The organism is Robertmurraya sp. FSL R5-0851, from assembly GCF_038002965.1.
Taxonomy (GTDB): Bacteria; Bacillota; Bacilli; order Bacillales; family Cytobacillaceae; genus Robertmurraya_A; species Robertmurraya_A beringensis.
This window is the reverse complement of the sequence record NZ_JBBOOE010000001.1, coordinates 2,971,559-2,990,740: the sequence shown is the minus strand read 5'-3', so window position 1 is coordinate 2,990,740 and position 19,182 is coordinate 2,971,559. Positions and strand designations below refer to the sequence as shown.

Annotated in this window: 20 protein-coding genes and 1 other RNA gene; 14 read left to right on the top strand and 7 right to left on the bottom strand. The window is 37.4% G+C overall.

All coding sequences use genetic code 11. The annotated features are described in order from the left end of the window. Nucleotides 1-270: 270 nt before the first annotated feature. Both MKX65_RS15385 and MKX65_RS15380 read left to right on the top strand, forming a co-directional pair. Nucleotides 271-501: a hypothetical protein gene (locus MKX65_RS15385; protein WP_340904463.1), complete on the top strand. Its 231-nt coding sequence runs from the start codon at nt 271-273 to the stop codon at nt 499-501. A gap of 62 nt (nt 502-563) precedes the next feature. After that, the gene (locus tag MKX65_RS15380; protein WP_160547177.1) at nt 564-935 is read left to right on the top strand and encodes a DUF1798 family protein; all 372 of its coding nucleotides are present in this window, start codon (nt 564-566) and stop codon (nt 933-935) included. A 60-nt stretch (nt 936-995) separates the two neighbouring features. Here MKX65_RS15380 and yppF read toward each other — a convergent pair whose 3' ends face one another. Beyond that, nucleotides 996-1,187 (bottom strand): YppF family protein, encoded by a 192-nt coding sequence (gene yppF, locus MKX65_RS15375; protein ID WP_340904462.1) that lies wholly within the window; start codon nt 1,185-1,187, stop codon nt 996-998. A gap of 203 nt (nt 1,188-1,390) precedes the next feature. Between yppF and MKX65_RS15370 the strand changes: the two genes are divergently transcribed. Beyond that, nucleotides 1,391-1,990 (top strand): YppG family protein, encoded by a 600-nt coding sequence (locus MKX65_RS15370; protein ID WP_340904461.1) that lies wholly within the window; start codon nt 1,391-1,393, stop codon nt 1,988-1,990. A gap of 52 nt (nt 1,991-2,042) precedes the next feature. On the opposite strand, the gene MKX65_RS15365 is transcribed toward MKX65_RS15370, so the two are convergent. Both MKX65_RS15365 and MKX65_RS15360 read right to left on the bottom strand, forming a co-directional pair. After that, nucleotides 2,043-2,513, bottom strand: a complete 471-nt coding sequence (locus tag MKX65_RS15365; protein WP_160547178.1) for an Hsp20 family protein — start codon at nt 2,511-2,513, stop codon at nt 2,043-2,045. Nucleotides 2,514-2,643: 130 nt separating this feature from the next. Beyond that, nucleotides 2,644-3,333 carry a Crp/Fnr family transcriptional regulator gene (locus MKX65_RS15360; RefSeq protein ID WP_160547179.1) on the bottom strand — a complete coding sequence of 230 codons (690 nt, stop codon included), beginning with the start codon at nt 3,331-3,333 and terminating at the stop codon, nt 2,644-2,646. Nucleotides 3,334-3,488: 155 nt separating this feature from the next. Here MKX65_RS15360 and MKX65_RS15355 point away from each other — a divergent pair, with 155 nt between their 5' ends. The 10 genes from MKX65_RS15355 (at nt 3,489) to MKX65_RS15305 (ending at nt 15,091) form a co-directional block, all read left to right on the top strand. Continuing rightward, nucleotides 3,489-5,780 (top strand): DEAD/DEAH box helicase, encoded by a 2,292-nt coding sequence (locus MKX65_RS15355; protein ID WP_160547180.1) that lies wholly within the window; start codon nt 3,489-3,491, stop codon nt 5,778-5,780. Continuing rightward, on the top strand, nt 5,777-7,039 hold the full coding sequence (locus tag MKX65_RS15350) for a ribonuclease H-like domain-containing protein (RefSeq protein WP_160547181.1): 1,263 nt from the start codon (nt 5,777-5,779) through the stop codon (nt 7,037-7,039). Before MKX65_RS15355 ends, MKX65_RS15350 begins: the two co-directional genes overlap by 4 nt. 324 nt (nt 7,040-7,363) lie before the next feature. Further along, nucleotides 7,364-7,768, top strand: coding sequence for a CotD family spore coat protein (locus MKX65_RS15340; protein WP_160547182.1), 405 nt, complete (start codon nt 7,364-7,366; stop codon nt 7,766-7,768). A 75-nt stretch (nt 7,769-7,843) separates the two neighbouring features. Next, complete coding sequence (locus MKX65_RS15335; RefSeq protein WP_340906271.1) at nt 7,844-8,407, top strand: DUF1273 domain-containing protein; 564 nt, start codon at nt 7,844-7,846, stop codon at nt 8,405-8,407. 92 nt (nt 8,408-8,499) lie between these two features. Then, nucleotides 8,500-8,805, top strand: coding sequence for a cell division regulator GpsB (gene gpsB / locus MKX65_RS15330; RefSeq protein WP_160547184.1), 306 nt, complete (start codon nt 8,500-8,502; stop codon nt 8,803-8,805). Nucleotides 8,806-8,876: 71 nt separating this feature from the next. Then, nucleotides 8,877-9,273, top strand: an RNA gene (gene rnpB / locus MKX65_RS15325) — RNase P RNA component class B. Nucleotides 9,274-9,390: 117 nt separating this feature from the next. Next, a complete protein-coding gene (locus MKX65_RS15320; protein ID WP_160547185.1) occupies nt 9,391-10,533 on the top strand; it encodes a THUMP domain-containing class I SAM-dependent RNA methyltransferase in 1,143 nt (380 codons plus the stop codon). A gap of 71 nt (nt 10,534-10,604) precedes the next feature. After that, a complete protein-coding gene (locus tag MKX65_RS15315) occupies nt 10,605-12,515 on the top strand; it encodes an ATP-dependent DNA helicase (RefSeq protein WP_340904455.1) in 1,911 nt (636 codons plus the stop codon). A gap of 97 nt (nt 12,516-12,612) precedes the next feature. Continuing rightward, nucleotides 12,613-14,136, top strand: coding sequence for a carboxypeptidase M32 (locus MKX65_RS15310; protein ID WP_340904453.1), 1,524 nt, complete (start codon nt 12,613-12,615; stop codon nt 14,134-14,136). Nucleotides 14,137-14,182: 46 nt separating this feature from the next. Then, on the top strand, nt 14,183-15,091 hold the full coding sequence (locus MKX65_RS15305; protein WP_160547188.1) for a DMT family transporter: 909 nt from the start codon (nt 14,183-14,185) through the stop codon (nt 15,089-15,091). Nucleotides 15,092-15,107: 16 nt separating this feature from the next. Here the strand turns inward: MKX65_RS15305 and MKX65_RS15300 are convergent, their stop codons facing one another. The 4 genes from MKX65_RS15300 to MKX65_RS15285 form a co-directional block, all read right to left on the bottom strand. Beyond that, nucleotides 15,108-16,757 (bottom strand): cbb3-type cytochrome c oxidase subunit I, encoded by a 1,650-nt coding sequence (locus MKX65_RS15300; protein ID WP_160547189.1) that lies wholly within the window; start codon nt 16,755-16,757, stop codon nt 15,108-15,110. Continuing rightward, entirely contained in the window at nt 16,757-17,233 is a 477-nt protein-coding gene (locus tag MKX65_RS15295) for a cytochrome c oxidase subunit II (protein ID WP_160547190.1), read from the bottom strand. The genes MKX65_RS15300 and MKX65_RS15295 overlap by 1 nt, the downstream gene beginning before the upstream one ends. Nucleotides 17,234-17,258: 25 nt before the next feature. Continuing rightward, nucleotides 17,259-17,408: a cytochrome c oxidase subunit 2A gene (locus MKX65_RS15290; RefSeq protein WP_119708897.1), complete on the bottom strand. Its 150-nt coding sequence runs from the start codon at nt 17,406-17,408 to the stop codon at nt 17,259-17,261. 314 nt (nt 17,409-17,722) lie between these two features. Next, nucleotides 17,723-17,938 carry a methionine aminopeptidase gene (locus MKX65_RS15285; RefSeq protein ID WP_160547191.1) on the bottom strand — a complete coding sequence of 72 codons (216 nt, stop codon included), beginning with the start codon at nt 17,936-17,938 and terminating at the stop codon, nt 17,723-17,725. 455 nt (nt 17,939-18,393) lie between these two features. Here MKX65_RS15285 and MKX65_RS15280 point away from each other — a divergent pair, with 455 nt between their 5' ends. Continuing rightward, on the top strand, nt 18,394-19,167 hold the full coding sequence (locus tag MKX65_RS15280) for an SDR family NAD(P)-dependent oxidoreductase (protein ID WP_340904450.1): 774 nt from the start codon (nt 18,394-18,396) through the stop codon (nt 19,165-19,167). Nucleotides 19,168-19,182: the final 15 nt, after the last annotated feature.

Genomic DNA, 19,182 nt, shown 5'->3' with positions numbered 1-19,182 from the left:
GGTTTTGTTTCTTCCAGCTTTTTTGGTTGAGTATTTTCTTTTTCATTGTTTTGATTTCTCTTTTTCATTCTTTACCACCTCCGAGATTAGTTTGTTTCATCCTCCATTTTTTCATTCATGTCGAAACCTAGTTAGGAGAACAAAAATTTTACACTTCTTTTGGCGAATTGCTTCTAGTTTTGTCATAAGGGAAGGAGCTTAGAGGAAAACAAAGAATTAAGTACAAAAGAGATTTAAATAGAGCTGAAATTATTCTTGGAGGGATGTTCGATGATTCTAAAATCAGATATTTTACAAATGCTTTCTGAAATCCACAATGATCTTGAGGAACTAGAGAAATCCATCGATTTTAAACTGCCTGATGTAGAAGCAGATATGTTAAAGCAACAACAAAAAAGCTTATGGAAAACGGAAAATCGATATTATATACTAGAAGGGAAATTCAATTTAGCCCAAAATAAGTCTACAAATGATAGAGAACATAAGAGAACGACAGCTTAAATTTTTAATATTCTCGTTTATCCTTTATAGTAGGGGTATATGTGATAAAGGAGCATGGCAACTTGGATAATCAATCAATGTTAAGTGAATTAAATGAACGTTTGTACGAATATACAAAAGAAATTGATGATACATTTCTTTCTGTGAAGATGTCAGGTGAGAAGGGTGATTTTTTTTCACAGGTAAAACCATTTGCTGATGAAGTAAAAGAAGTGGTAGATCACTGGAAAGTGGAAGCGGCGTCTTGGATAAAGAGGAATCGACCGAAAAACCTTCATACTAGTCAAATTGAATCAGCAGCCGAACAATTGGAAATGATCTCTGTACAAGCTTTTTTTCCTGAAACTAGTCGAACAAGATTCATAAACTACCTTCAGTCTGTAAGATATGTTTTAACTGTATTACGAGAAAATATAAATAAATATGAAACATAAAAAGTAGCACACTCGCCATTTAGGAGAGGTGCTACTTTTTTCTGTTTATAAGAATGTATATTACATAGATGATTCAAGTTCAGGGGTTTTTGCACCTAGTATCTCAAGTTCATATACAAGATTTCGATAGTCACAAGTGGTTATTTCATTGTAAATATAACATTTCTTAACAAAATCCAATAACTCGTTTACCTCTTGTGCTTCGTATTTTTTAATTAGTTGGAAATGATTTTTTAATTCTTGAATATTCACCTAAATTCCCCCCTATATAGGTTGTTTCTTCTCTATCATCGTATCATGTGGATGCACAAATCGATGTTTTTTTAAATATTAAGACTTCCGACACCGTTAGACAAAATTGGTGATTAATAGCAGTTATTTTATTCTTTATTCACCATCTAGGCGGATGAAACATAAATTATAGCAGTGAATATAAGAAAGGAGGTTGTGTGCCCTTGTTCGGTCAAAGATATAAACGATCAAGATATTATCGTCCACAACAACAACCGGTAATGAATGAAACCTATCCTTATATTTGGGGAAATGAAGCAGTCCATACTCGGCCAGAGGCATACGCCAACTACTTTGAACAACCTATGAATGTTCCTATGTACAATATGAATTACGCTGGACCATTACAAACCTATAATTATTTACCTAATGAATCCTTATATGGCCCAGCCTATCCGTACGGAGGGGGAGGGTTTCCGGGACAGGGTTATGATTATCCCTATCAGGGAAATCCACTTTACCAACCAGATAAGAAGCATAAGATTTCGGAAGCCGTTCTTCATAATCCTCTTCAACAACCTGAAGTATCTTATCATAATCAATTTGCATATGGTCAATATAACCAACCATTTTCTCACCCCTATCCTAAGCAATCTGCTATACCGCGACCGCCAACTGGTATGAAATCAATCATGAACTCTTTTAAAACACAGGATGGAACATTTGACGTTAACAAAATGGTTGATACAGCTGGACAGATGATGAATGCAGTCACACAAGTGTCTTCGATGGTGAAGGGGCTAGGAGGAATGTTTAAGGTATAGGCTAGCCCTATACCTTTTTACATGGTAAAAAAATAAGCAGAAAAAAGTCTGCTTAATCATTTATAATATGAATTTTCTTTCCAGGAAGCTTCGGCACAATAATCGTTAGTAAGCCATCATGGTAAGAGGCCTTTACCTTTTTTTCGTTTATAGCCTGAGGTAGAGTAATAGTTCTGCTCATGTGCTGCATTTTATTTTTTCTCCTATACGCTTTATGAACATCATCTTCTTCTATAATCACTTCACCGTGTTTCACTGTGATCGTCAGAGTATTGTTAAGGACATCGATACTAATTTGTTCCTTTCTAATTCCTGGAAGTTCTGCAACGATATGATGCTCCCTGTCGTAACTTTTTACAGAAACGGGAAAGGTGGCAAACGGAAGGTTGAAGAACTCATCTATGCTTTGTAAAAAACCTTTGACTGGTCTTTCTTGAAAAAAGTCATTCATCGCTTTGGCAATCTCACCGAATGGTTCAGGACGATTGTTGCGATTTGGTTTGTCTGGAAGATTATTAGACATGATCCTACCCCTCTCTTTATGATTTCTCCCTTACAGATTATGCATTTTGTACATAGGCGGTTCATCCTTTTGTAACAGCTAAGAAAATAGAAAAAATGGACGCATACCAACATGTATGCGTCCATTTTTATTAAATTAATTCTTCAAGTAGATCATCGAGGACAAAAGTCATCGTACCGTTGCTATCGACTTCAATAAGCTCCTCTTTTTTCATTTTGGTGAGAGTACGGCTGACGGTTTCACGTGTTGTTCCAATCATATTGGCTAAGTCTTTATTAGTAAATTCACCATTTAACGTGAAGATTCCATTTGTTTCTTTACCATGTAATTTTGCTAAGCGAATCAGCAGCTTGATAATTTGTTCATATGTATTATTAAGGATTTGTGCTTCTAAGCGGTCTTGCAGATCAACAATTTTCTCACTTAATACGTTAAATACTTTAATACAAAGCGTAGGATTCTCAATAAGGACCTTTTCAAATGGTAAGATAGGTACCACTACTAAGGTTGTAGCCTCCAATACTTCTGCATAAGCAGGGTATCCTCCTTTTCGAAAGAAACCAACATGTGGGAACATTTCCCCTTTTTTTAAGATCGCAACGATTTGTTCTTTCCCGTTTATATCACTTTTATATATCTTTACTTTACCAGAATGGATAAAATATACGTTTTCAAGTGGATCATCCTGCATAAAAACATGACTTCCACGGTTCCAATCTCTTGAGATAGATATATCAACAATTTTTTGAAGCTCATCTTCATCTAAGCTTCGAAACAAGGAGAACTCCGCTAATACATTTTTTATTTCAGGACTCTTCATTTCTACTCACCTCTATTTTTGCAATAACCTAGTATCTATTTTACCAAACATCCAAACCTGAAAGAATAGGTTTGTGGGAAACATTGTTATTTTTAAACAAGTCTTTAATTACGAACGTTTATTCGATATGATAGAGTTATAGAGGTGATCTGTACATGAAGGTAAGAAAAAATTTACAGGAACTTATTGTAGAAATGAAGAAAAATGATGAATTTAAAGACCAAATTGTGCATTGGCATACAATAGAAGAAAAAGAAGCTAAAACGTCAGAATTGCCAAATGACCTTCATGCCAATTTACAAAGGGCATTGCAGGAGAGAGGGATTGGAAGGCTGTATACACATCAGAAATCATCTTATGAAGCGATTAGACAGGGTGAAAGTGTTGTTGCAGTAACTCCTACGGCTTCTGGCAAGACGCTTTGTTACAATCTACCTGTTATCCAAACGATCATTGAATCGATGGATTCAAGAGCTTTGTATATCTTTCCGACTAAAGCGCTAGCACAGGACCAAAAAAGTGAGCTTAATGAGCTAATACAAGCGACAGAGCTCCAAATTAATAGCTACACTTATGATGGAGATACTCCAGCGAATATAAGAGAAAAAGTACGAAAGGCCGGGCATGTTGTCATCACAAACCCAGATATGCTTCATTCGGCCATTCTCCCTCATCATACAAAGTGGGTGTCGTTATTTGAAAATCTAAAGTTTGTTGTTATTGACGAGCTACATATCTATCGTGGTGTTTTTGGGAGTCATGTCGCAAATGTGATAAGACGCTTGAAAAGAATCTGTGAATTTTATGGAAGTAACCCTATTTTTATCTGTACTTCTGCAACGATTGCTAATCCACTTGAGTTAGCCGAACATTTAACAGAAACAAACATGAGATTAATTAATAATAACGGTGCACCAAGTGGCAGAAAGCATTTTCTTTTTTATAACCCGCCAATTGTAAACAAGCCTTTAAATATTCGAAGAAGCGCAACGCTTGAGGTTAGAAAGATCGCACGTACATTATTAAAAAATAAAATTCAAACGATCGTTTTTGCAAAAAGCAGAGTGAGGGTCGAAATTTTATTAACGTATCTCCAAGATCTTGTAAAGTATCAGCTTGGGCCAAAAGCAATAAGAGGATACCGAGGAGGATATCTGCCCTCGGAGAGACGAGAGATTGAAAAAGGACTAAGGAACGGAGACATTTATGGTGTCGTTAGTACAAACGCTTTGGAATTAGGAGTGGATATTGGTCAGCTGCAGGTATGTATTATGACCGGTTATCCAGGTTCCATCGCAAGTTCATGGCAACAAGCGGGAAGAGCCGGGAGAAGGCATGGGGAATCGTTAGTCATCCTTGTTGCGAGCTCTAGTCCCCTGGATCAATACATTATTCAGCATCCTGATTATTTTTTTACAAGCAGCCCAGAAACAGCGAGAATAAACAAAGATAACTTGATTATACTTATTGATCATTTGAAGTGTGCAGCCTATGAGTTACCGTTTAAGAAAGGTGACTATTTTGGAGAAATGGAAATCGAAGAACTTCTAGAATACTTAGTAGAAGAGCGCGTGCTTTTTGAAAATGGGGAGAAATACTACTGGATGAATGATTCATTCCCTGCACACAACATTAGCTTGCGTTCAGCCTCACAAGATAATGTGGTTATAATCGATCAATCTGATGTATCCAAAGCCCGTGTGATTGGTGAAATGGATCTTTTCTCAAGTATGACCTTGCTTCATGAAGAGGCTATTTATTTGCATCAAGGAACACAATTTCAAGTAGAAAAGCTTGATTGGGAGGAAAAGAAGGCATTCGTTCGCGAGGTAGCCGTCGATTATTTTACGGACGCCAATTTAGCGGTTGAATTAAAGGTATTAGAAATTGATAAAGATAGGGAAAATTCTATGGTGGAAATTGCTTATGGGGATGTTAGCGTATTGGCCAAAGCAACCATCTTTAAAAAAATCAAATTTGAGACACATGAAAATATAGGTTCGGGACCGATTCATTTACCGGAAGTTGAGCTTCATACGAGCTCTGCGTGGATTTCTATTGATAAAGACTCCAGTGAATTACCAGATGAACGTTTGGATCAGGGCTTAATTGGTATTTCCCACGCGTTTAAACATATAGCTCCTTTATTTGTCATGTGTGACCCACAGGATATTCATGTCGTTCCACAAGTGAAAGCAGTGCATAATGAAAAGCCAACGTTATTTTTCTATGACCGCTACCCTGGAGGAATTGGACTTAGCGAAAAGATCTATGAGGGAATGGAAATAATTATTAAAGAGGCGACAGAGATGATTACCCGGTGTAATTGTCATCACGGTTGTCCATCTTGTATAGGCACAGATCCTATGGAGGAAACAGCAAAAATTGACTGCTTGAAAATATTAAATATGTTTCTATATGAAGTGGGAAAGGGTAGAGTCAGTTGAGCTTAAAAAATAAACTAAATCGGTTAAAACCTCATCTATCCATTCCAGAGAGCTCGAAACAAAGTTCGAGCTCTCTACCTGTAAAGACGAATAAGGAGATTCCTTTTATTGATGTGTGGAGGGAAAATGGAGTTTCTCCATTCTTTTTAGAAGACGACTATTGCCTGGTAAGGGAAGTGAAATATCCTTTAGATTACCAACACGGTAGATATAAGCTAGGTGAATTTATTGACGCAGTGAAGGCTTGGAATAACTCGAATATCTCACATCCCCTGTCAGCAAAAGGGTTTTTACCAGAGCAATTATTTTTTTTCGATACAGAGACAACAGGACTTGGAGGGGGGGTAGGAAATACGATTTTTCTTCTTGGACATGCCACGTTGGAAGATAATCATTTTATTGTTAGACAGCATATTCTTCCACGGCCTGGAAGTGAAATTCCTCTGTATACTAGTTTTCTTGAAAAGGTTGATTATACGACGCTAGTGACGTATAACGGAAAAGCTTTTGATTGGCCACAAGTTAAAACAAGGCATACACTTGTAAAAGCTCATGTTCCAATGTTGCCTTCATTTGGTCATTTCGATCTATTTCATGCCTCTCGAAGATTATGGAAGCATAAGCTAGAACGTTTAAAGCTCTCGATTGTTGAGAAGGAAATCCTTGAAATTCAAAGAGTCGATGACGTTCCAGGATTTTTAGCCCCAATGATTTATTTTGACTACGTTGAAACGCAAAAACCAGAAGGAATGCTTGGAATTATCAAACATAACGAGATAGATATTCTATCTCTGATTAGTTTGTATACTCATTTAACATTTCAGATCTTAAGAATGGACCAAAACCAAACGGAGAAAGAAGCTTTTGAGGTAGGCCGATGGTTTACATACCTTGGCCAAAATTTGGCTGCTGAAAATACTTTTATCGAATTAGCTTCAGGGGAGAGTATGGAAGCCTATCAATCTCAATGGCAACTATCTTTGCAATTAAAAAAGAAGAAAGATTATGAAGCAGCTAGTGGAATTTGGTTAAATTTGTCGAAAATATCTGATGATGTCATTGCATTTGAATCCTCACTTGAACTTTCCAAGTGGTATGAACATAAAAAAAAGGATTACAAGAAGGCACTTCTTTTTGGTCAGAAAGCAAAGTTATTACTTGAGAAACGTAGTGATCGTAAGGTTGACCAGGAAATGGATCTTGCGAAACGGTTGGAACGAATTACAAGAAAATCTTGTAACAAAAATGTAAAAAAATAATCGACAAAATACGCCTTTTTGGTGTTGTCTCCCCTTAAAATAGAGAGTAAAATGTATCATTGAGTGATAGAAAGATAGAATAAAAAGTGGAGATGGATGAATTCGATGTATAAAGCAATTTTGTTTATGTTTTTTCTTGTTGTCTGTTTAACTGCCATTATTTTTACGAACTTAAAAGAAAGTTTTTATACATTAATGTAAACCTTGGAGCTACTAAAAAGAAATCAGCGAAAATAGGTATTTGTATTAGTACAAGATGGACTCCTTTATCATAGGCTGTTATTGTAAAACACAAAAACACTATTCGAAAGGAGAAGCTCAAATATGTTTAAAAAACATTGCGGACCTACTAATGTATTACCTGCTGTTGTTCACCCAACGAAATGCTGTGTAAATCATACTTTCTCAAATAATGTGGTGCCACATATTCACCCTCAGCATACAACAACTGTAAATCACATCAATTATGATCACCAACACTTCTTCCCACAAACACAGTCTGTTGTTAATGAAGTGACTCATACTCAAAGCTTTGCACCACCACGTCCTGTACCTGGACCATTTCCAGCGCCAGGATTCGGAGCAGGCCCAGGATGCGGAGCAGGCCCAGGATTTGGAGCAGGCCCAGGATTCGGAGCAGGCCCAGGATTCGGAGCAGGCCCAGGATTCGGAGCAGGACCTGGAGCGCCAGGCTTTGGAGCAGGACCTGGACCATCTTTTGGAAGATAATACTTCTAACAAGGGCTTATTGATAAGCCCTTGTTTATTCATATATAAGACCTTGAGAGAGGGAGCAAATTATTGATTAAAGTGGTATATATATCGGGTTATAAGGCCAGTGAACTAGGGATATTTAAAGAAAATGATCCTGGCGTCGTGTACATAAAACTGGCAATAAAAAAAGCGCTTCTACAGCTGTTAGACCAGGGGCTTGAATGGGTAATGGTATCAGGTCAGCTTGGAGTAGAAATGTGGGCGGCAGAAGTTGTCATTGAACTGCGTAAAAAGGACTATCCGGACATAAAACTAGCAATAATTACCCCATTTCTAGAGCAAGAAGGAAATTGGAGCGATAAAAATAAGGAGTGGTATCACTCGATTATCCAAACGGCCAACTATGTAGACTCAGTCACAAAAAGGAAGTACGATAGTCCAGCCCAATTTCGACTAAAAAATCAATTTGCCATTCAAAAAACGGATGCTTTACTTCTTATATATGACGAAGAAAGAGACGGAAGCCCGAAATACTTACTACAAACCGCCAAACAATATCAAGAGAACCATCCATATCCTATTACACAAATAACCTTTTACGATCTTCAATTATTAGTCGAAGAAGAACAGCAAAAGCAAAATGATTTTTATTAATAGTTACCCAGATAAAAGAAAAATTGACAAAAGTGCATATTTTTGAAAAAATATAGATAATGTTTCTTTGAGTGACCGAGGTGAAAAAATAAATGCAAATAGATAAAGTGAAGCTAACTGCGAAAGACATATTGGAAAAAGAATTTAAAACAGCCATGAGAGGCTACAAACCAGAGGATGTTGACAAATTTCTTGATGTAGTAATTAAAGATTATGAGATTCTACAGCAAGAAATTGAAGAACTACAACAGGAGAACGCACGTTTGAAGAAACAATTAGAAGAAGCCGTGCGAAGACCTTCCGTTCAGCAACCATCTGCTGGAACAACAAATTTTGATATTCTTAAAAGATTATCAAATCTAGAAAAGCATGTTTTCGGTAGCAAATTATACGATTAACAGAAATTACCATGTAAGAAGGCATTGATATTTCATTCACAATTACATATAATATGTATTGTTCGTTAATAACGTTCGGGTAATCGCTGCAAGGATCGTAAGTGAATTGTAGAGGAAAGTCCATGCTCGCACGGTCTGAGATGTCCGTAGTGTTCGTGCCTAGCCAATTCATAAGCTAGGGCAGCTAGGTTTTTACTTGGCTGACGGCAGGGAAAATGCCTAAGTCGACTTCGATATGGCATGAATACCTTGAAAGTGCCACAGTGACGGAGCCCATTTAGAAATGAATGGGGTGGAACGAGGTAAACCCCACGAGCGAGAAACCCAAATTATGGTAGGGGCACCTTCTCTTAGGAAATGAACGAGGAGAAGGACAGGTTCAGCTGAATCTGTAGATAGATGATTGCCACCTGAGTACGAGACGATCAGTCGATGGTAGTACAAAGGAACAAAACATGGCTTATAGAACGTTATTAATGGAATTGTATGAGTGTTTTCTAATGATAGCTCTCCTCTGTTGGAGAGCTTTTCTTGTATTATACATATAATAAAAAAGGCAAGTTACATTCTGTCTGAGGTGAAACGATGACGAAATTTGAATTAATAGCTACCGCAGCGATGGGGCTTGAAGCGGTAGTTGCGAAGGAAGTAAGAGATTTAGGGTATGAGTGTACTGTTGAGAATGGCCGTGTTCGTTTTCAAGGAGACGAGCTTGCTATTTGTAAGAGCAATTTATGGTTACGTACAGCCGATCGAGTGAAAATTAAAGTTGGAGAATTTAAAGCCAAAACGTTCGATGAATTGTTTGAAAAAACAAAGGCATTACCTTGGGAAAAATACCTGCCAGAAAATGCTGAGTTTCCTGTGTCTGGGAAGTCTGTAAAATCAACTTTATTCAGTGTTTCTGATTGCCAAGCGATCGTCAAAAAAGCGATTGTAAATCGTTTAAGTACCCATTATCGTCGAACAGGCTGGTTTGAAGAAAATGGTCCTCTGTTTAAAATTGAAGTATCCCTCTTAAAGGATACGGCCATCCTAACCATTGATACTAGTGGTGCAGGATTACACAAAAGAGGATACCGTGTGGAACAAGGGGAAGCACCTATTAAAGAAACGTTAGCAGCTGCATTAGTGCTATTAACAAATTGGACACCAGACCGCCCGTTTGTTGATCCTTTTTGTGGTTCAGGAACGATTCCGATAGAGGCTGCTTTGATAGGGCAAAATATTGCACCAGGCTTTAATCGAGAGTTTGTTTCCGAAGGATGGAATTGGATTCCTGATAAGCTATGGGAAGATGCGAGAAATGAAGCAGAAGATCTTGCGAGGTATGACCAAGAAATAGATATCTTTGGTTCAGATGTTGACCATAAAATGGTGAATATTGCTAAGGCTAATGCATTTGAAGCTGGTTTAGGAGATTTAATTCAATTCAAACAAATGCAAGTCAAAGATTTTACGACCACAAAGGAATATGGCGTAATTGTTGGGAACCCCCCATACGGAGAGAGGCTAGGGGATAAACCAACGGTAGAAAAAATGTACACAGACATGGGACAAGCTTTCTCTCCCCACGAAACATGGTCGGTATACATGCTAACGTCAAATGAACGATTTGAAGAGTGTTACGGAAAACCAGCAACTAAAAAACGAAAATTATTTAATGGGTTTATCCAAACGAATTATTATCAATACTGGGGTAAGAGACCACCTAGAGAAATAAAATGATTTAAAACTGACTCGCTTACGAGTCAGTTTTTTATCGCTTAGTTCTAAAATAAAGTACTGGAGGGGTTATTTTGCAAAATCAGCTACCATTCACCCTATCTAAATCTGAATCCTTCTTTGAGAAATTAGGGGATTGGATCGGGGATGTGTTCTACGATTTACTGCCAGAAGAGGGCTTTGAAGTTCGTGACGAACAGATCTATATGGCATTTCAACTTGAAAAAGCCTTTCAAGAAAATAAAGTGATGTTTGCAGAAGCTGGTGTAGGAACGGGAAAGACGATTGTTTACCTCTTATATGCGATCTGTTATGCTCGTTACAAAAACAGACCGGCAATCATTGCTTGTGCAGATGAAACACTTATTGAACAGCTTGTCAAAAAAGAAGGAGATATCGCCAAGCTTGAAAAAGCGTTACAACTCAATATTGACGTTCGTTTAGCTAAATCAAGAGATCAGTATTTGTGCTTGAATAAATTAGATCAATCCGTTGCATCTTCGGATGTACATATGGACGTGTTCCATCAATTGCCTGACTTCGTGCATACAGGAATTTCTATGCAATCCTTCGAACGATACGGAGATCGAAAGGATTTTCCGCAGTTGTCTAACGATCAGTGGAATGAAATAGCATGGGATAGTTTACAGGACTGCTTTTCTTGTGATCAGCGACATAGATGTGGACAAACACTACATCGTGATTATTACAGAAGCTCACAGGACTTAATTATTTGTTCTCATGATTTTTATATGGAGCATATTTGGACTAAGGAAGCAAGAAAACGTGAAGGTCAGCTTCCATTACTACCTGAGAGCTCATGTGTCGTATTTGATGAGGGGCATCTTTTAGAATATGCCAGTCAAAAGGCTTTAACGTATAAATTAACAGAACAAACACTTGAAACATTATTAGAGCGGTTAACCGCTAATGATGTTAGGGATAAGACCCTTAACCTAATAGACGAATCCATTATAGCTAGTGAGCAATTTTTTGAAGTATTACATGACGCATCTGAAAAAACAGTAGGTTCTGATAAACAGATGATTAAAAAAACACCTGATGTGCTAGCGAAGGGGAAAAAGCTTGCCTCTTTATTATCCGATCTGGAAGAAGAACTTGTCTTTGAAAGTGAATTATATGTCATAAATGAATATGACCTTAAGATTGTTGAAGGCTATTTAGAGCAGATAACGTACTCATTAAGCTTATTTTTAAAGGAGCTCAAAGGAATTATTTGGTTTGAAGAATATGAGGGGAAACGCACGCTTGTGATTATGCCAAGAATGGTGGAAGATATCATGCGTGAAGAGGTATTTTCACAGAAAAAACCATTCATTTTTTCTTCAGCAACTTTATCCGAAAATGGCTCATTTTCATATATTGCAAAAAGTCTTGGAATAGATGAATTTTTATCTTTCCGTGTAAATTCACCTTTTAATTATGATGAAGCTATGAAAATACAGATTCCTTCCTTTCCGTCTGTTGAGGAAAAATGTATGTATACTGTTACACAATTAATGGAAGCTGGTGGAAGAGGTCTAGTCCTGTTTTCCAATGAAGAAGAACAACAGCAGTTTAAACGCCATATTCGTGAAGAACTTCCTTTCCCTATCTATTTTGAGGGAGATGCAGAAATAAGTACACTAGTTTCGAAATTTCAACAGGAAGAGAGTGCTGTACTTTGCTCCACTCATTTATGGGAAGGGCTTGATATTCCAGGTTCTTCATTAGAGAATGTATTCATCTTTTCTCTTCCATTTCCACCTCATGACCCCGTATTTACTGCGAAAAGGGAGAGTACAGAAAACTCCTTTGAAGAAGTCGATATCCCGTATATGCTTCTCCGACTTCGCCAAGGAATCGGTCGTTTAATACGTACACATGAAGACAAAGGAAAAGTGCATATTTTAATGAATCAAAACGAGCCTCAAAAAATAATTGATCTCGTACATTCCGTCCTACCTGTATCGGTAACAAAGTAAGCTTGGAGCAGATAATCGTCTGCTCCTTTTTTTTCAAGATTTTTCCTGAAAATTATGATAAAATTTCTTGCATAAGGGAATCAAAGGAGGGGACTAGATGGTTACTGCCATAAAGCAGATGGAACAAGAGTTTTTAGATTATGTTAAAAAGATGGGTGCGTATAAAGAAGCACTTGGACTTATATATTGGGATCTTCGAACAGGAGCACCGAAAAAAGGGATGGAGCAGCGTTCAGAAGTCATTGGTCTCCTATCTAGTGAAGTGTTTAAAATGTCAACATCTGAGGAAATGGCTGCATACATAGCAAATTTAACTAGTGTGGAACATGATCTTGAACTGAGTGAGATAACCAAAAAAACGGTCGCTGAGTGTAAAAAGGAATACGATCGAAACAAAAAAATTCCAGCTGAAGAATATAAAGAATTTGTTATCCTTCAGTCGAAATCAGAGGCAGTATGGGAAGAGTCAAAGGATGCTTCAGACTTTTCCATGTTCCAACCATACCTTGAGAAGATTGTTGAAATGACAAAAAAATTTATAACATATTGGGGCTACACGGAAAATAAATATAATACTCTCCTAGACATGTATGAGCCTGGTATTACAGTAGACATTCTTGATCAAGTATTTTGTGAGCTTCAAGAAAAAATCGTTCCTCTCGTTCAAAGAATAAAGGAATCAGAAAATAAGCCAAATACACAATTCTTGTATCAATATTTTCCTAAGGAAAAACAGCGAGAATTTAGCTTGGAAATACTAAAGAATCTTGGCTATGATTTTGACTCTGGTAGATTAGATGAAACGGTACATCCATTTGCGACTGGATTAAATCCTGGAGATGTTCGTGTAACAACGAAGTATGATGAAAATGACTTCCGTACAGCCATATTCGGTACGATACACGAAGCAGGTCATGCTTTATATGAACAGAATATTTCTTCTGCTTTAATTGGAACTCCATTGTGTACAGGAACATCCATGGGGCTTCATGAGTCACAGTCTCTATTTTATGAAAATTTCATTGGAAGAAATCTTTCTTTTTGGAAAGGAAATTTTGGCTTACTAAAAGAATACGCTCCTACTCAGTTTCAAGATGTTACGATAGAACAATTTTACCGAGCAATCAATGAATCGAAGCCATCGCTTATTCGCATAGAAGCGGATGAGCTAACTTATGCATTGCATATTATGATCAGGTACGAAATTGAAAAAGGGATTTTTAATGATGAGATTGAAGTAAAAGACTTGCCTAAAGTTTGGAATGAAAAGTATGAACAATACCTAGGGATTACTCCACATAATGATGCAAATGGAGTCCTTCAAGACGTTCATTGGTCTGATGGAAGCTTTGGGTACTTCCCTTCCTATGCGCTTGGTTATATTTATGCTGCTCAACTAAAACATGCTATGCTGAGTGATATTCCCCATTATGAACAGTTACTTGAGGTGGGGAATCTTCTACCAATTAAAGAGTGGTTAACCAAAAACATTCATCAGCACGGAAAAATGAAGCTACCTCTTGAATTGATTAAAGATATTACTGGTGAAGGATTGAATGCTTCCTACTTAATTGACTATCTTTATGATAAATATGAGAGAATTTATGAAATGAAAAAATAGAAAAGGGGATGACAATTTTTGTCGTCCTTTTTTCAAGGAGGAAACCATGCATTTAGCTTCAAATTTTTCTATTGGTCTAGCTGCATTCTTATGGGGACTAATAGCTCTGTTCGTTAGAGAATTAAAAGCAGTTGGCTTTTCAGCTATGGAGATCGTTACGATACGAGTAGGGGTAGCGTTCTTGATTCTTTTTGTTATTGGAGTAGCGAAAAAAAGGGAACAGTTAAAAATTCAATTTAAAGATACCTATCTATTTATTGGAACCGGAGTATTAAGCATAGTTTTTTTTAATTGGTGCTATTTTACAACAATAAATGAAATGAATGTCTCTCTAGCAGTTATACTGCTGTATACGTCACCTGCTTTTGTATCGATTTTATCTTTTGTTTTTTTAAAGGAGAAGCTTGGTAGAAAAAAGATTTTAGCCGTACTTGGTACGATCATTGGGTGTGTTCTTATTGCAGGTCTCAGAATGGAAGAAACAGCACAGATTTCAACGATTGGGTTGTTTATCGGATTAGGCTCAGGGTTAGGTTATGCGCTATACAGTATATTCGGGAAGCTGGCACTTCAAAGATATGCCCCTTTTACTGTTACGTTTTATACATTTTTGATTGCTTCTTTATCCTTAGTGCCATCTACAACTCTTTGGACAAAGTCAAGTATCCTATTTAAGCCATCAATCATTTGGTATAGTATTGGGCTTGCTTTAATAACGACTGTAACAGCTTACTTTTTATACACTTGGGGACTGAAGAAAACAGAGAGTAGTAAGGCGTCCATTATTGCTACGATCGAACCGGTTGTAGCAACATTATTGGGGTTGTACTATTACAATGAAACATTAACAATAATACAACTCATTGGTGGAATGTTTATACTTGCTTCAGTCATTTTAGTGAGTTACGAAAAGAAAAATAAAATATCTGTAGAAACCACAAACAGCGCCCATTAATAGGCGCTGTTTGTTATTACCATAATTTATAACCTTTTGATCCGATTGGAGCATTTTGAATCATATCAATAAATGGTATGGTGTACGCGAACAAGATTAGTAACGCAGTAATACCTAACCAAAGCTTCCAGTTCTCAAATACCATTGGTGTTTTTTCAGCTTTATCGCTCACTTCACCAATTGGAAATTCTTCTTCTCCCTTTGGAGCAAAAAATGCTAAATTCACAAAAATATAAAGCATAAGAATTATCGCTATGAAAAGGATGGTGCCACCAACCGCTTGAGCGATTTGATAAGGAATCCATTCAGAAGCTTGAGCAGCTCCTCCATACTCTGAAAAAGAAGAACGACGTGGTGCTCCTAATAAACCAGCTGCGTGCATTGCACCAGACATAAAGGTCATGCCAATTGCCCAAAGGACGCCTTGGTAAATCGCAAGTTTATTCATCGCCTTTGTTAATATTCGGCCTGTTACATGAGGAACCAGCCAGTATGTAATACCAAAGAAAGTTAGAACAACTGCGGTTGCAAGGGTTAAATGGAAGTGTCCAGTAACCCAAATCGTATTATGAATCACCTGGTTCAACTGATGAGAAGCATTCACCAGTCCACCGGCACCTGCAGGAATGAATGAAAGCATCCCGATAAAAGGTACCGTAAATCTTGCATCTCCCCAAGGCAGCTTTTTAAACCATCCGAAAAGTCCGGTAGCTCCTTTAGAGCGGCCATAGCTTTCGAAAGTAGCAAAGAGGGAGAAAGCAGTCATTAATGATGGTATGACAACTAAAAACGTTAAGATAACCTGTAAGAACTTCCAAGCAGGATCAATTCCTGGCTCCATTAACTGATGGTGAAAACCAACAGGGATAGAGAATAGTAAAAATAGGATAAAGGACAAACGAGCAAGCGAATCAGAGAAGATTTTTGCACCAATGACTTTTGGAATGACTACATACCATGCCATATAGGCAGGTAATAACCAAAAATAAACAAGTGGATGTCCAAAATACCAGAACAGTGTACGGCTAACTAAAACGTCCACTCGATCAACAATTCCAAGTGACCATGGAAGTAATTGGAATAGTACGGTTGAAGCAACACCAATAGTTGCGACAATCCATAACATCGTATTGACAACCGCCATAAACGTAATTAACGGGCTTGGCTGACCAGGATTTTGCTTTCTCCAGCTAATATATTTACCTAATACAGCAGCTCCATCTACCCAACTACCTACCACAACAAGTGTTAGACCAAGATAGTAAATAAAATGTGCTTGTAAAGGTGCATAAAAGGTATATAATACAGAAGCTTTATTTAGTAATATCATTGTGGCTGTCATTAGCGTACCTGCAGTCATTAACCAAAAGCCAATCCAACCTAATTTTCTTTGAAGATTGGATAATGTACCTGATGTACGACTTGTAGCAGCAATTTGAAAGCCCATAATGAAGAATGTTGTTAATACAAGCCCGAGCACGACACCGTGAACCGTTAAGATTTGATAATAGCCAATTCCTGCAGGTAACACAAATTTTCCAGAACGTACTAACGTTTGAAGGAGTCCTGCCAGCCCACCGACAGCTAAAGCGATGAAAGCTACATAAAAATGAGCCATAACTAATTTTCCATCACGAGGATCGATTTTTACATTTAATGTATTCATTATTCCACCACCTTGATTTTAGACGTCATCATGTGGTGTCCAGAACCACAATATTCATTACATAAAATTAAGTATTCTCCTACTTTGTCAAAGGTTGTGACATACTCGCTTATATAACCAGGCTCTAACATCATGTTAATATTTGTTCCAGCAACTTGAAATCCGTGAATGACGTCTTTTGTTGTTGCAATTACCTTAACTTTTGCTCCAAGTGGAACTTCAATTTCTCCAGGAGTATAAGCAAAAGCTTGAGCTACGTATACTAATTCATAGTCCCAGTCTTTGCCTTCAACTTTTTTTAGGCCTGGCTCATTGAATGGTGCAGTTGTATCAACTTTTTCAGGATTGATTGTGGCTAAACAGCTGGGTGGTTGGTTTCCGAGATAAAAGGCACTAACACCTAAAACGGTTAGGAAAACTAGAAGAGTCCCAATCCCAAATATCAGCCAAATCTTTTCGAATTTATGCATATGCATAATACATATATCCCCCTTTCTCTCTTTAAAAACGGTCTAAAAATAAGAAGTACACGCTTACCCATGTCACTATTAGAAAGAATCCTAATAGGAAAACGGAAGCTAATGTCCCCTTTAAAGAAGAGCTATCCTCAATTTCCGTCTTTGTTTTTCGATTGAGTTCCATTTTCGCCATAACCCTCACTTCCTCTCCAAGGTTTCACAATAAATTAATGATTACAACTTCATAATACAAGACAATTGTTTCAATTCCATTAGCTTTCATTGATTTCACAAATTGTTCAATTGTTATGTATTTACTATGATAGTAGTGAAAAGTTATCGTGACAGTGATTTAAATCACATACAGTTGTCTTGAAATGTGAAAAATTTGTGAAAAAGATAAAATTTGAATATATATGATAACGGTTACGAATGTCGACATAAAAGCATTTGTAGGTGAGTGATATTTATTACACAATAAAACACACCCTAGAAGCCTAGAGTGTGTTACACGATTGTGCTATCCCACTTTGAATAAGAGCCTGAGCCTTCGCAGCCTGCGCAATCAAAAATATGATTATATGGGATAAACTCTCCTACAGGAGGATACACATGGTACCCTTTTCCATGACATTGAGGGCACTTATCATCCTCATACATTGCTTCTAAATGCTCCTGATATTTTCCTTCTCGCCAATTGAAGAAGGCTTGAAGGATTCCCAAGATTATTCACCACCTAGTTCCTATTATTGCTAAAGGGATTTCCTCTATACATATTATTAAGGTAGAGGTGTTAGGGTGATGTTAATAATTGGTATTTGAATATGGTTATGTTCATCAGAGATTTTTCATATTTATTATTATTCCTCAAGCTTTTAGACTGCTAGAAGGAACCTCTTATACTTGCAATAAATATACTGATAGTAATATTGGTCAGTAAGAAATAGTGAGGGATAATATATGGTGAAATACTATTGTGAACACTGCCGAACTCTTTACGATGGGAAGGTAGTATGTCAGGTGTGCGGTGAACTGGTGTGCAAAGAGATTTATATAGAGGTGCAAAGACAACAGGATAAGAAGTAATAAGGTGACAGGAAAAAGAAACCCTTTTTCCTTTTCTTTTTGACTACTGTTTGATATGTTGATTCATATATGAATGAAAAAGGGGGATCGTTGTGTACTTACCATCATTTCGATTAGATAACAAACATGCGATAGTTACAGGTGCCGGCAGGGGAATTGGAAAAGCACTAGCCATTGGGTTAGCGGAAGCAGGGGCAGATGTTGCACTACTTTCCCGAACCGAAGGAGATTTAAGGGAAACGGCTGAAATTATTCATTCTCTTGGCAGAAGGGTGCTCGTTATACCTGCGAATGTCACCTCAACAGAGGAAATATCAAGGGCTGTGTCTACCGTGGAGGATGAGTGGGGAGAAATACATATTCTTATCAATAATGCAGGAATGAATATTCGTTCTAAAGCAATAGAGGTTACGGAAGAAGAGTGGCAGACGATTATGGATACCAATTTAAAGTCAGCCTTTATGATGTCTCAACAAGTTGGTAAAGTGATGCAGAAGCACGGAACGGCGGGTAGAATCATATCGATCTCATCTGTTGCCGGGCATGTTGCTTTGCGGACAGGTGTCGTTTATGCGGCAACAAAAGCGGCTATGATTCAAATGACCAAAGTGCTTGCATTAGAATGGGGTCCTCATAATATTAATGTAAATAGCATTGGCCCATGGTATTTCAAAACACCTTTAACAGAAACCTTACTTTCTAACAAAGAGTATGTAAAAGATATTTTAGCCGTCACTCCTTTAAATCGTGTCGGTGAATTACCAGAACTAGTAGGTCCTGTTGTCATGCTAGCTTCCGAAGCAGGAAATTATATCAGTGGTCAAACCATATTTGTTGACGGTGGGATGACGATCCACGGATTTTAAAAAAAGGTAGAGAGG

What these genes read in the sequence shown, in the direction of transcription:
- MKX65_RS15300 (WP_160547189.1), bottom strand. Translation starts at nt 16,757, where the DNA reads ATGAATACATTAAATGTAAAAATCGATCCTCGTGATGGAAAATTAGTT.
- gpsB (WP_160547184.1), top strand. Translation starts at nt 8,500, where the DNA reads ATGCAAATAGATAAAGTGAAGCTAACTGCGAAAGACATATTGGAAAAA.
- MKX65_RS15360 (WP_160547179.1), bottom strand. Translation starts at nt 3,333, where the DNA reads ATGAAGAGTCCTGAAATAAAAAATGTATTAGCGGAGTTCTCCTTGTTT.
- MKX65_RS15310 (WP_340904453.1), top strand. Translation starts at nt 12,613, where the DNA reads ATGGTTACTGCCATAAAGCAGATGGAACAAGAGTTTTTAGATTATGTT.
- MKX65_RS15385 (WP_340904463.1), top strand. Translation starts at nt 271, where the DNA reads ATGATTCTAAAATCAGATATTTTACAAATGCTTTCTGAAATCCACAAT.
- MKX65_RS15365 (WP_160547178.1), bottom strand. Translation starts at nt 2,513, where the DNA reads ATGTCTAATAATCTTCCAGACAAACCAAATCGCAACAATCGTCCTGAA.
- MKX65_RS15305 (WP_160547188.1), top strand. Translation starts at nt 14,183, where the DNA reads ATGCATTTAGCTTCAAATTTTTCTATTGGTCTAGCTGCATTCTTATGG.
- MKX65_RS15355 (WP_160547180.1), top strand. Translation starts at nt 3,489, where the DNA reads ATGAAGGTAAGAAAAAATTTACAGGAACTTATTGTAGAAATGAAGAAA.
- MKX65_RS15320 (WP_160547185.1), top strand. Translation starts at nt 9,391, where the DNA reads ATGACGAAATTTGAATTAATAGCTACCGCAGCGATGGGGCTTGAAGCG.
- MKX65_RS15290 (WP_119708897.1), bottom strand. Translation starts at nt 17,408, where the DNA reads ATGGCGAAAATGGAACTCAATCGAAAAACAAAGACGGAAATTGAGGAT.
- MKX65_RS15340 (WP_160547182.1), top strand. Translation starts at nt 7,364, where the DNA reads ATGTTTAAAAAACATTGCGGACCTACTAATGTATTACCTGCTGTTGTT.
- MKX65_RS15295 (WP_160547190.1), bottom strand. Translation starts at nt 17,233, where the DNA reads ATGCATATGCATAAATTCGAAAAGATTTGGCTGATATTTGGGATTGGG.